The sequence below is a fragment of the Arthrobacter sp. NPDC093125 genome, assembly GCF_044754225.1.
In the GTDB taxonomy this organism is placed as follows: domain Bacteria; phylum Actinomycetota; class Actinomycetes; order Actinomycetales; family Micrococcaceae; genus Arthrobacter.
This window is the reverse complement of sequence record NZ_JBIVOQ010000001.1, coordinates 600,904-612,606: the sequence shown is the minus strand read 5'-3', so window position 1 is coordinate 612,606 and position 11,703 is coordinate 600,904. Positions and strand designations below refer to the sequence as shown.

At 65.7% G+C, this 11,703-nt stretch carries 13 protein-coding genes; 4 read left to right on the top strand and 9 right to left on the bottom strand.

Annotated features, from left to right (window positions below; all coding sequences use genetic code 11):
* Nucleotides 1–9 precede the first annotated feature (9 nt).
* From ACIP9X_RS02845 to ACIP9X_RS02815, 7 genes are all read right to left on the bottom strand, one after another.
* A complete protein-coding gene (locus ACIP9X_RS02845) occupies nucleotides 10–1,074 on the bottom strand; it encodes a spore photoproduct lyase family protein (RefSeq protein ID WP_400478197.1) in 1,065 nt (354 codons plus the stop codon).
* Nucleotides 1,075–1,110: 36 nt separating this feature from the next.
* Nucleotides 1,111–1,356 (bottom strand): CDGSH iron-sulfur domain-containing protein, encoded by a 246-nt coding sequence (locus ACIP9X_RS02840; RefSeq protein ID WP_400478196.1) that lies wholly within the window; start codon nucleotides 1,354–1,356, stop codon nucleotides 1,111–1,113.
* Between the two features lie 5 nt (nucleotides 1,357–1,361).
* Nucleotides 1,362–2,387, bottom strand: a complete 1,026-nt coding sequence (locus ACIP9X_RS02835; protein ID WP_400478528.1) for a glycosyltransferase — start codon at nucleotides 2,385–2,387, stop codon at nucleotides 1,362–1,364.
* Nucleotides 2,387–3,442: an iron-containing redox enzyme family protein gene (locus tag ACIP9X_RS02830; RefSeq protein ID WP_400478195.1), complete on the bottom strand. Its 1,056-nt coding sequence runs from the start codon at nucleotides 3,440–3,442 to the stop codon at nucleotides 2,387–2,389. The genes ACIP9X_RS02835 and ACIP9X_RS02830 overlap by 1 nt, the downstream gene beginning before the upstream one ends.
* Before the next feature lie 239 nt (nucleotides 3,443–3,681).
* On the bottom strand, nucleotides 3,682–4,584 hold the full coding sequence (locus ACIP9X_RS02825; protein WP_400478194.1) for a F510_1955 family glycosylhydrolase: 903 nt from the start codon (nucleotides 4,582–4,584) through the stop codon (nucleotides 3,682–3,684).
* A 119-nt stretch (nucleotides 4,585–4,703) separates the two neighbouring features.
* On the bottom strand, nucleotides 4,704–5,315 hold the full coding sequence (locus ACIP9X_RS02820) for a DUF305 domain-containing protein (protein WP_400478193.1): 612 nt from the start codon (nucleotides 5,313–5,315) through the stop codon (nucleotides 4,704–4,706).
* Between the two features lie 149 nt (nucleotides 5,316–5,464).
* On the bottom strand, nucleotides 5,465–5,986 hold the full coding sequence (locus ACIP9X_RS02815) for a hypothetical protein (RefSeq protein WP_400478192.1): 522 nt from the start codon (nucleotides 5,984–5,986) through the stop codon (nucleotides 5,465–5,467).
* A 483-nt stretch (nucleotides 5,987–6,469) separates the two neighbouring features.
* On the opposite strand from ACIP9X_RS02815, the gene ACIP9X_RS02810 reads away from it, so the two are divergent.
* Nucleotides 6,470–6,733: a hypothetical protein gene (locus tag ACIP9X_RS02810; protein ID WP_400478191.1), complete on the top strand. Its 264-nt coding sequence runs from the start codon at nucleotides 6,470–6,472 to the stop codon at nucleotides 6,731–6,733.
* A 337-nt stretch (nucleotides 6,734–7,070) separates the two neighbouring features.
* Nucleotides 7,071–8,267, top strand: coding sequence for an MFS transporter (locus tag ACIP9X_RS02805; RefSeq protein WP_400478190.1), 1,197 nt, complete (start codon nucleotides 7,071–7,073; stop codon nucleotides 8,265–8,267).
* A gap of 9 nt (nucleotides 8,268–8,276) precedes the next feature.
* Here ACIP9X_RS02805 and ACIP9X_RS02800 read toward each other — a convergent pair whose 3' ends face one another.
* Both ACIP9X_RS02800 and ACIP9X_RS02795 read right to left on the bottom strand, forming a co-directional pair.
* On the bottom strand, nucleotides 8,277–9,179 hold the full coding sequence (locus tag ACIP9X_RS02800) for a trypsin-like serine protease (protein ID WP_400478189.1): 903 nt from the start codon (nucleotides 9,177–9,179) through the stop codon (nucleotides 8,277–8,279).
* A gap of 106 nt (nucleotides 9,180–9,285) precedes the next feature.
* On the bottom strand, nucleotides 9,286–9,939 hold the full coding sequence (locus tag ACIP9X_RS02795) for a hypothetical protein (RefSeq protein ID WP_400478188.1): 654 nt from the start codon (nucleotides 9,937–9,939) through the stop codon (nucleotides 9,286–9,288).
* Between the two features lie 182 nt (nucleotides 9,940–10,121).
* On the opposite strand from ACIP9X_RS02795, the gene ACIP9X_RS02790 reads away from it, so the two are divergent.
* Both ACIP9X_RS02790 and ACIP9X_RS02785 read left to right on the top strand, forming a co-directional pair.
* Nucleotides 10,122–10,532: a VOC family protein gene (locus ACIP9X_RS02790; RefSeq protein WP_400478187.1), complete on the top strand. Its 411-nt coding sequence runs from the start codon at nucleotides 10,122–10,124 to the stop codon at nucleotides 10,530–10,532.
* Nucleotides 10,533–10,623: 91 nt separating this feature from the next.
* Entirely contained in the window at nucleotides 10,624–11,664 is a 1,041-nt protein-coding gene (locus tag ACIP9X_RS02785) for a PHP domain-containing protein (RefSeq protein WP_400478186.1), read from the top strand.
* Nucleotides 11,665–11,703: the final 39 nt, after the last annotated feature.

The window sequence follows — 11,703 nt, the reverse complement described above, 5'->3', positions numbered from 1 at the left end:
CTGTTCCGCTCAGAACGCGTAGCGGATGCGGCAGTATGGCGCGATCTCCTCAATAAGCGCGGTCAGTTGCCGCACATAGCCCGCTTTGCGTCCTGACCGGTAGCGGACGTTGGTAAAGCCGTTGGACGAGACCTTCGATTCCTGGAGGTCCGGACGCCACAGCACGTTCTCGGCCTGCGGATGCCACCCCAGGTTGACCTCGTGGAGCCGCTCGTTGTGGGTCAGGAAGATGACTTCCGCCGCGAGCTGGGCCTTTGCGGCGGCTGACAGGGTGGCATCGAGTTGGCGCAGCAGCTCTTCCCAATCGCTGAGCCAGGTATCCGTAATGATGACGGGCGAGAAGTTCACGTGCACCTCGTACCCGGCATCGACAAAGGCGTTGATGGCAGCCATGCGTTCAGCCACCGGCGAGGTCCGGACGTCAGTCGATTTCGCCAAATCCGCTGGCATAAGGGAAAAGCGGATCCTGGTGTGGCCGCCGTGGTCCCAGCCGAGCATCGCCGGGTTCACGTACTTGGTGGCAAAGGAGAGTTTGGCGGTGGGCAAGTCGCGGAAGAGCGTGACGAGATCCTCCACGTTGTCGCTGATCAGCGCATCCACGGAGCAGTCGCTGTTTTCGCCGATGTCGTAGACCCAGAGTTCCGGGTCGCACTGGTTGGGCTCGAGCTTCATGCCCTGGCGTGTGGCGTGCCGTTCAAGCGCCCCGGCAATCTGGTCGATGTTCGCGAACACGGTTACCGGATTGCTGTACCCCTTGTGCCGGGGCACGTAGCAGTAGGCGCATGCCATGGCGCAGCCGTTCGCGGTTGAGGGCGCAATGAAGTCTGCGGACCGGCCGTTCGGCTTAACGGTCAGGGCTTTCTTGACGCCGAGGACCAGCGACTCCGTCTTGATGCGGGACCAGCGCGGTACGTTCGTTTCATCACCGTGCAGCTCCGGGATGTTCCAGTGGTTGTCGACAAGCACGACGTCGGCGTCCGGCCAGCGTTCGATGATCTCTTTGCCCCTGGGAAGCTCCAGTGCAGCGCGCTGCGCATAGATGCGCCGGATCTGCAGCAGCCGGTTGAATTCCATGGCCCCATTCTCCCAAGATGCCGAGGATGCGGCCGGTTATTGACCTGAATCATCAGGAGCGGCTGGGGGCTCGGTCCGGAACTTGATTAGCTTGTGCGTGCCGTCGCAATAGGGCTTTATCGCCGAGGCCCCGCACCGGCACAGGGCCACGGTCCGCCGCTGCCGCGGGACTGGTGCCCCGGATGGAGTTACGATTTCGAAGTCGCCGCGGACCAGGATCGGGCCGTCGGGACAGATGACGATCGAGCCATTGGCCGGGTTCTGCTGCTGGTCCTGATTCATGGGTACTACCGATCTGACTGGGCAAGGATTGAAGGGTGGGGAGAGGCTGCGGCGATCTTGCCGGCGTGCCTGGTCCGCAACTCTGCTGGGGAGTGCGCGGCTGTTTTGAGCCGGATCCCGGCGTAGGGGACGCCTCCTCCGATCCGCAGCACCAACGCGATCCAGCTGCAGAGGGCGCGTTCGGCAACCCAGAGCGGGGCAAACAGTATGGTCCGCGGGGGAAAGACGCACCGGCCCCGGTGGCGCCTGCGCCCGACTTCCGCCAGGATTACGGCAACGACGGCGGATCCCAGGACAGCGGGGATAGCCAGCCGGGGTGCCCGGACAATCACGCCGGTTAGCAATGGCGCCAGGGTCAGCTCCGCGCAGAGACGGCCGGGCTGGGCGAAGCTGTCGTAGGCCTGCCTGATCCGCTGTCGCAGGAAATGCCGGGACGTTGGAGGCCGGCGCGCTACGAACAGTGCAGGCAGCCGCTTTTCCAATCCGCCGGCGGCTGTGACGGTCCGGATGAGTTCAAGGTTTTCGAAAAGGACCCCACCGTATCCGTCGGTGGCAAGCAATGCGTCACGCCGGACCGCCAGCGTCCCTGGAAAGTCGTCGGCGAAGGCACGGTTGATCAGCGTACGGGCGGTATCCCAGCACGCGTGCCACGGCAGGGGGCTGAAAAAGTTCTGCGGCCGCACCACGTGGGCGTGATCCAGGGCCGCGATGACGGCAGTAAGACCCTCGTGAGTGAAGCGAACGTCGTCGTCAGCGATCACGAGTTTGTCCCGGGAACTGAGGCGCACGGCAGTCATGACGGCGGTTACTTTGCCGTTGCCTCTTGTGCCGGGCTCCGGCCGGATGTGGCGGACCGAGGCCGGAAACCGCGCTTGGTGGCCGTTAAAGAGATCCGGTGCTGACCCATCAACGACGGTCACCCGCATCCACGAGCACAGTTGCTCCAGATAGGGCACCAGCTCGTCCAGTCCGGAATCGTCCGCCCAGCGCAGCGGAAGAATGTACTCGGCAGGCAGCGGTTCTGAAAGCATCACAGGCCGGCCGGGACAGCGGCCCGAAGGGAGGACCTGCTGTTGTCCCAGGCATCCATGATCAGGGAGGACAGCCGCCCGTCGATGGCAAGGACAGCCGTGGCACCGAAAATAACGTCTCCGAGGAGGCCCGGCTCCGCCTCCACGAGGCCGCCGGCGAGATCACGTCCCGCAATTTGCTCGTGAACCGCGTCCGCCTCCACGTGCTCGTCGAAGTACCCGGTCACCTCTGCGCCGAACCCATGGCGCCGGAATCCCTGCCCGTAAAGCTGGTTGGGCCTGGACGACGTCATTTCGTAGATCGCCAGATGTCCGGCGATAGCTCCCCGGAGGCGGCGGTTCAGGCCAAACAGGGACATCATGTTCACGGCGGCCAGGGAGATTGCAGGGACAGAATCCACATACGCGCCGAAGTGGTCCTCGAGGCCCAGCCCTCTCATGGTGCGGGCAAACAATGCGCTGTGCATCCGGTCCGGGCGGCCGCCGCCGTATTCGTCAGCCTGGATCTCGACCAGCGCCGCCTTGGCCCGCCCAGTCAGCCGGGGAATCGCCCAGGTGTGCGGGTCGGCCTCCTTGAGCTGATAAATGGACTTGTGGATCAGGAACTCACGGAGTTGTTCGAGGGTCGCCTTCTTGGCGACGTAGCGGGACATGCTGGGGCCGCTTTCCTGGGCAGCAAGGCCGAACAGAATGGCCGCCACGTCGTCGCTGCTCAGCGTTCCCTCCGGGGGCAAGCGCGTCTCCGTGGTGCACCCGAGCGCTGCCGAGCGCAGGCACTCCTCAAACGGTGCCTCAATCAACTGTCGGATCCCGAGCAGTCCGGGGTTCCACTCCCAGTGGTCATCCACATCCTCCAGACCCCCGTAGTGCAGCTCATAGAGGCAGAACAGCGCCAGCTGGAAGTCTTCGTCCTCGATGATGTCCCCAGCGGCGCGCAATTGCACCGTGACCAGCTCGTGCAGGTTCGCCAGTGCCGCCGGGTCGGCGCCGGGCTGTCCGGAAAGGAGGTCGAGTAGCCCGGCACTGACGGGTCCGCGCGCTTCAGGGATCTTCATTGTTCTCCTACGCTGCCCTCAGCCGTGGGGGCTGCGGACGTTGAAATGGCGGGTGGGGTTCCGGTCAGAGGCAGCCACTGGTGACGGACCAGCACGACGGATAATAGTAAGCATGATTACTATCAGATAATCGGTCTCTTTGCTAATTGCCCGGCGGGTGACGCTGCCTTCGCCGCCGCCACTGGCGGCGTTGTGGGCCGTTTACGAGCTCTCACTAAGGCGCCATTACTAGCTCCTCCCTAGCCTGCCGCCGCCGCCGCGTGGAACGTAACGCCGCTGTCGCTGGAGACGATCAGTTCATCTGCCGTCGCCGCCCAGATCTGGAGTTTCCCGTCAGTGCCTTTCGCCGCCGTCACTGCCTGGACCTTCTCGTTGATCTTGCCCTTCGAGGTCCAGGTGGTTCCGCCGTCGGTGGAGTAGTGAACGGTGCCGTTCGGTTCGACGCCGACGGCTTCCTTGTCGTTGGCAAAGGCGGCGAACTGGATCACCGGGGATGACGGGACCGGCTTCCAGGTGCGTCCGCCGTCGGTGGAGCGCTGAAGCCCCTCCGGGAGGGTCGCGAGGACGGTGTTGGTGCCGGGGTTGCCGGCCAGCACCGCCGGCGCGAATCCGGCAGCCGCCGTCGTCCATGTTTTTCCGTCCGGGCTCGTCCACAGCTGCCCGTCGAAGGCGACAATGCCGGACTTGGTGACGGTCAGGGCGTGGAAATCGGACTTGCCCTGGCGGGAGAGTTGCTCCCAGGTCTTGCCGCCGTCACTGCTTCTGATCAGGCCCATCGGGTTGGGCATGGTGGAGTCTTTGCCCGGGTGCCCGGAGGCGTAGAAGATGCCGGTGCCGGCGGCCGCGGTGAAGCCCATCAGGTCATTGGTCGGGCCTATTTTCGTGGCCGGCCTGGTGGACATGTCGAACAGGCCCTCGTGCGTCGCCAAAAGGACCTTGCCAGTTTTGGCGTCGACGGTCAGGCCATGGACGTGTGAGCTGGGAAGGCTGCCCGCGCTGCCTCCGGACTGGGCTGTTCCGGGCACGGTTGTTCCGGTCGGTGCGGATCCGGTTGGGGCAGAAGCGGACGCGCAGGCAGAAAGGGCAAGGAGAAGGGCGGCTGCTGCGGCGGAGCCGAGGCGTGTGCGGGCGGGAAAAGGCAAGGGAACTCCTCGATGAGCGGCGGGCAGTCGGGACCCGGAGGGGAAGGGTGGGGACGAACGGTTTGGTGGTGGCGCCGGTCCCTCCACTGTTGCAGGGGGACCGGCGCCACTTGGCCGGGTCAGAGCTTGGCCAGCAGGTCCTTCATCTCCTGAATCTCCTTCTCCTGGGCGGTGATGATCGTCTTGCTTAACTCGACGGCTTCGGGGTTCTGGCCGCCGCTTTCCTCAGTCTTGGCCATCATGACGGCGCCCTCGTGATGGGCGATCATCTGGGTCAGGAACAGCTTGGCCGCCTCGGTGCCTTGGGCGGCGTCGAGCTTCTTGAGGTCGTCCGCGCTCATCATGCCGCTCATGCCGTGCCCGGCGTGCGCGCCCGCGGACGCAGTTGCAGACTCGTTCCAGCTCTTGAGCCAGCCGCTCATTTTTTCGATTTCCGGAGCCTGGGCGGCCTTGATCTGTGTGGCCAATGCGGTCACGTTGGCGGGAATGTCCTGCTTCTTGAGGATCATGTCGCTCATTTCCACAGCCTGTGCGTGGTGCGGGATCATCATCTGCGCAAACATCGTGTCTGTTGCGTTGTGGTCAGCGGCGGCCGGTGTTGTCGCAGCAGCCGATGTCTCTGCCGGGCTGGTGCTTGTTCCCGACGTGTTGCCGCCCGGGGTGGAGCAGCCGGCGAGGGTGATGACGGCTGCCATGGCGACACCGGAAAGGGTGAGGATTTTCTTGTTCATGGGAAGAAGGTCCTTTGAATCAGTCGGTGCCCTTGATTAAGGGTCACCGACGGGAGGACGGGCTGCTGCCCGCTCGGGGTAAGAACGTGTGTGCCGTGGCAGGCTGGCGCTGGATGCGGGGGCTGTGGCAGCCACGGCGCAGGGTCCTTTTACGTCCTGCTGATGCAAAGGTCGGCCGGTGACGGGCTCTCGGGAAGGTAGGCGTAACTGGAGGCGGCCACCTCGGGTGCCTGGGTTTCCGCTGCAAAGGACACGGTCGACGGCGGCGGCGCGGCCAGGGTGCCGGTGCTGCCGGACGGGATGCAGGACCCGCCCATGGCCGACATGCCTGCACATGGATCCCCGCCCATGCAGCTGCAAGCGCCTGGCGCCGGCACATCGTCATCGGGGGTAATTATGCCGGCGGTGACCGTCGGTGCATCGTCTTGGCTGTCGTGGTCATGGCTGCCTTGGCCGGGTTGCTCGGCCGCCAGGTGATGGGGCTGCGCCGCGGCACTGGAGTCTGCCATGTGATGGGGCTGCGTCGCGGCGCTGGAGTCTGCCAGGTGCATGGAGTGGGACCCGGTGAGGACGTGCATCCCGAAAATGCCGGCGATGATTGCCAGCAGCCCGGCCAGCAAGCCCGCGCGGCGCAGGAATACAGCAGCGCGGTCCGACAGGATTGCGGTCACAGTATTCGTCCTTCCGTGCAGGATGGGCTGCTTCAAGAGTAGCGGCCACGCGGCATTCCCCCAGTTGATGGATCAGCGGACGCGCCCCTGACTTACTCCCGGGCCCGGTGATTGGCGACGGAATGGTTGACACCGGCCAAGCGGTGGCGTTCGATGATCGCACGGGTCGCGCCCTGTCAGGGGAGGGGGTACTGCCGGTGCGTGTGGTGAGGAATGCCCGACCGGTGTCCCTGGTGGTCGGCGGCGGATTGCTGGTTGCCGGCGGCCTTGCCATATGGCTGGCCGCCGCACTTTCCGCCGGACCAGACGCCGGCAGGAACGTCCTGTTCACCTTCGTCGTCGCCATCTCTGCCGTGATCCAGGGCGTGATCCTGCTGTCCTGGAACCGCCGGGCCAAGCCGATGGCGCTGATGCGAGTGCAGGCAGCGGACGTCCTTCCCGGCGTCCTGCCCCTAGTTGTGGTCGCGTACGAAATTGGACATCGTGACACTCCTGGTCGCCGTTGTGGCGGCCCTTCAAGCGGGTGTGAGCGTCTGGCGCATCATCGAGCACCGGCAGGTAGTGAAGGCCGGTGTGCACCTGTCCGGCTTGCAGATCAGCTGGCTCAGGGTCATCCACATCAAGCGCGGACATGAGGCGGCCGTGAGGGAGTTGCGCACGATGTATCCCAAAATCGGCCCCCTGCACGCCGACACCGTCATCGAAAGCCTGTACCGCACCCAAGCAGACCCGCCTGACGCGGCCTGAGCCTGGCCCACTGAATCGTCTGTACCAGAGAAAGTCACATGAGCGGAGGCAGGGCGTCTGGGGCGTGGCCGAGTTCACGCGCCTGGCGGCATGGTCCTGACTCACGGTCCGGTAATTTAGCTTGTGGCTTCCCTTTCCAGCCTCCAGGGGTGCGGCGGTAAGCCGGACGCCACCGCTGACAGGATCAGTGCCGGTCGTTTCCGGCGTCTTTGTGGAGCCACTATGTGCTGCTATCCATGGCGAGCACGTTGACTGCGCCGACTTCAAATGACGGGAGCGCGTGAACGACGGGGGACCCTTGAGTAAGAACCGGCCACGGTCACGCAGGTGGCTATGGATGCTGATCGCGTCCGCCGTCCTCTGCCAGATTGCCCTGAACCTTGCCCGGCCGCTGATCTCCTACAAAGTCCTGGCCCTCGGCGGCGACTCGCTGATCGTCGGTCTTACATCGGCGTCGTATGCGCTGATCCCGGTGGCGGCCGCGTTATGGCTGGGCAGGGTATCGGACAGGCGGAGTTCCCTGCGGGGGATCGTGGCTGTGGGGACTTTGCTCCTGGCGGCCGGGCCGGTCCTGCTTTCCGTCTCCCCGTCACTGCCCGTTGTGGCAGCGGCAAGCGCGGTGCTGGGCCTCGGGCATCTCTGCTTCACGATCGCTGGACAGTCCGCGATCGCCAGGTTCGTCCCCCTCAGCCATATGGACGCCGCCTTTGGCTGGTTTACGGCCTCCTTCTCTGTGGGACAAATGGCTGGGCCGCTGCTGGCCGGCCTCGCCATGGGAGCGGCCGAAGGAGTTCCTGCCGCCGCGAGGCTGGCTGACTCGAATACCGGTCTCCTCATCGCCGGGGCCATCGCGGCGCTCGCCGTTCCGTTCACGTTTGGCACTGGCGCGAAACAGGGCCCAACGCATAAAAAGGATGAGAAGCCGTCACCTGCGCCCCGCCCGGACTCCGTGGCCTCGCTGCTGCGGTATCCCACCGTGAAGACCAACATGGTGGCAAGCCTGGCGCTCCTGGCGACCACGGACATCCTGGTCGCCTTCCTCCCGCTCCTGGGCGAGGACAAAGGCGTATCCCCGGTCGTCGTAGGCATCCTGCTCGCCACACGGGCGGCCGCCTCCATCACATCCCGCCTGCTCCTGCCGGTTCTCCTCGCCCGCTGGAGCCGGCCCGGGCTCATCATCGCCAGCCTTGCCGGCGCGGGAGCGACTCTCGCTTTGCTGCCGTGGCTGTTCGAACTTACGTGGATCGCCGGAGGTCTGCTGGCTCTCTGCGGATTCTTCCTGGGCCTGGGGCAGCCAATCACCATGACGCTCGTTACCCAGGCAGTACCGCCGGCCTCCAGAGGAGCAGCTCTCGCCCTCCGACTGCTCGGCAACCGGGCAGGCCAGGTGACCTTGCCGGCCGCAGCGGGACTGCTGGCCGCGCCGGTCGGCCCCAGCGGAGCGCTCTGGATGTCCTGCGCCGTGCTCGGCATAGCGTGCCTCCGCCGGCCGCCCGGAAAACAGGCAGGGCAACAGCGGGAGGGCGGAAACTGAAGCCGCGGATCAGCCCGTCGGCAGGGGCACGACGGTGATCTTCTCGTCTCCGGCCACGGACGTGATCCAGTCGATCACTTCCTGCCGGTCGGTGCGGTAGGAAAACCCGGTGCCCTTGCAATAGCGGTTGTGCCCGAACGAGGTGATGCCGGTGATGGTGTTTGACGTGAAGGGGCCGTAGAACAGCGGCCCGCCGGAGTCAGCTGTGCAGGTGCCGCCGCGGTCCTTGCCGTTGCCGTTGGTTTGGACGTTGTAGCCGTCGTTGCTTGAACTGGTCAGATTCGTCAGCCTGGACTCGGCCATCAGCCGTTCCCGAAACGAGGTCGTGGATACCGGATTGACCTCGGAAACTCCGTAGCCGCTGGCGGTAAACGTCGTTTCCTGTTGTCCGCGTCTGGCGGCCAGTGCGTCCAGAGTGCCCGCTGCCGCGAGGCTCGCGTACTCCCCGAGCTCAATCGGCTGCGCCAGGATCACAAGCCCGGCATCCCTGGTCTCGGGAACCGCGTCCAGCCCCTCAAAGCCGTAGTCGTGCAGCTCGCTGGACGTCGCGCACAGGGTCCCTTCCGTTTCCCCGGCACAGGTATTCGGATAGCCGGTTATGGGATCATCTTTTCCTGTCTCAGGGCTCCAGTTCGCGCCGGCGTCCTGCTGGAAGTACACCCGCGCGGAGGAGGCGCCGGCGGTGCAGTGGCCGGCGGTCAGGAACACGGTGGGCGTCAGCAGGGCTCCGGAGCACCGGTGGTGGAAGGCGCCCTTGTCGTCGTAGAAAACGACGAGCCCAACAAAGGGGTGCTCAGTGTCCTTGACGTAGTCGCCGGTGATCGCGCCGGCCGGAACCGCCGTCGTCACCACCAGCGCCGCCACTGCCACCATCGCACCGATTCCGGCGCGCAGCATTCTAGAAGTGCGCATACAAGCCTCCAGCTTCTTGTTGCACGGGAGCCGGCTGCACCAGGTGTGAGACCATGCGGCAGGCGCCAAAAAGTTGTTAGAACCATCCAGCAGACGGTGATCTAAGTTACCATTCCCGCCGGCCGCTAGACACCGCTGCTGAGCGCCGGCCGCTGTCGCGGCAGACAGCCGGCGGCGCTCCCGCCGCTATTTCCGCACGCTGCAGCGCCGCTTCCAGCTGCGCGACAGCGGACGGATAGCCACGCTCCCGGGATGACCGCAGCAGCTCCGCCTCCCGCATCGCCTTAACGAGCGCGGCGGTTTCGGGCCGGGCCACATCCGACATGTCCGGGTAGTCGATGGTGAGTGCCGGGTCCAGCTCGTAGCGTTGCCAGCGTTTCAGCACCGCATCGTGAAGCACAACGGCGGCCTGCCGGGCAGGCAGTTCGTCGCGCAGTTCCTGACGCCGCTGGCGCCGGGACGAGTACCAGCCAAGCACCCTTGGGCCGCTCCGGTAGGCGGCGACGCCGCTGGCGCAGGTAAGCGCGGCCAAGGCAAAGCCCGCCGGGGGAGAAGCCACCGCCGGGATGAGAAGCGCCGGGACAATCACGGCCGCCCCTCCGAAAAGGTCCCAGAACAGCGGGTCAGAAGGGTCGCCGTCGGACGTGGCGGCATGGTGCCGCACCGCCAGGACGGTACAGGCAGCGGCGGCAGCCAGCACGGCACCCCAAAGGATCAGCGTCAGCACCCCGAACGGGGCGGCGTCGGTTACGGCGGGCACTCCACCACCTCCAAGAGAGCGGGCCCCGGTAATCGGGCTCCACCTCAATTCCAGCCCGTCGCGCGCCGCCGGTCAATGGGGCGCCTGCCGCTGTAGAGCGGCGTCAACCGGCGGACGACTGCCGGGCGACTGGCCAGCGGAAACGGTTTGCAGCAGGCGGCCCGCGGCGTAGCGTTGGCGGCATGCGACTCAAAATGTGCAGCATCCACGTCAAAGATCCAGCGGCCGCCCACTCGTTTTACACCGGGACTCTCGGCTTCGAGACACTTATGGCGATGCCGGAATATAACCTCTACATCATCAAAGACCCGGGCTCCCAGGACTCCGGTCCGCAGAACAATGGCGCCGCTGGCGGCGATGTGGGGCTGCTGCTGGAGCCGAGTGACAACCCGATCGCGGCCGCCTACATGAACGGACTGTACGAATCGGGGCTCCCGGCCATCGTCTTCGGCGTCCCCGACGTCCGGGCCGAGCATGAACGCCTCACCGCGGCCGGCGTCCGCTTCCAGGGCGAACCCTCGGAGGACCCCTCCGGCATCTCCGCCGTGTTTGATGACGGCTGCGGCAACTACATCCAGCTGCACCAGGACTGACCGGCGCTGCAGTAGGAAGTTGCAGTAAGAAAAGGGAAGGCCAGGGGCACAGGGAAACGTGGGGTACCGGAAAGACCAGGGAAGGGGCTGAATGGACGCCGTCGACGCACTGAATGAAATCGCGTTCTGGTTGGAACGCGGCGCCGCCCCCACCTTCAAAGTCCAGGCGTTCCGGAAGGCCGCGGGCGTCATTGCGGACATTGAGCCCGATGATCTGGCCGAGCGGGTACGCGACGGCAGGCTGAAGCGGACCAAGGGCATCGGGGACACGACCTTCCAGGTCATCCGGCAGGCAGTCGACGGCGGCGTCCCCGACTACCTCGAGAAGCTCCGGCAGGGCGGCGCGAAACCGCTCGCCGCAAGCGGGGATGGTCTTCGCAGCCTGCTCCGGGGAGACCTGCACAGCCACAGCAACTGGTCCGACGGCGGTTCTCCCATCGATCTCATGGCAGACGCCGCCAGGCACCTTGGCCGCGAATACCTTGCCCTGACCGACCATTCCCCGAACCTCAAGATCGCCAACGGGCTGAGCGCGGAACGCCTCAACAGCCAGCTGGAGGCCGTGGCGGCAATCAACGATGCCTACGCCGGCCCCACGCAGGACGGCGGGGACTTCAGGCTGCTGCGCGGCATCGAAGTGGACATCCTTGAGAACGGCGAGCTGGACCAGACGCCCGAGATGCTGGCGAAGCTCGACGTCGTTGTAGCCAGCGTCCACTCGAAGCTCCGCTCGGACCGCCGCACCATGACCGAACGCATGCTCGCCGGCATCCGGAACCCGCACACCAACGTGCTCGGGCACTGCACCGGTCGCCTGCTGCAGGGCTCCCGGGGGACCCGGCCGGAATCGGAGTTCGACGCCGAGCGGGTGTTCGCGGCATGCGCGGAGGCGGGTGTCGCCGTCGAAATCAATTCCCGGCCCGAACGCCAGGACCCGCCGGACAACCTCATGGAACTCGCCCTTGAGGCAGGATGCCTGTTCAGCATCGACAGCGATGCGCACGCCCCGGGGCAGCTGGACTTCCTCCAGTACGGAGCCGAGCGGGCCGAGCGTGTGGGGGTGCCCGCGGAACGGATCATCACCACGTGGCCGCTGGAACGGCTTCTGGACTGGCTCAGGTCCGGGGATTAGCGTGCCCTGCACAGGAAACTGGAGCCTCTCCTCAAATAT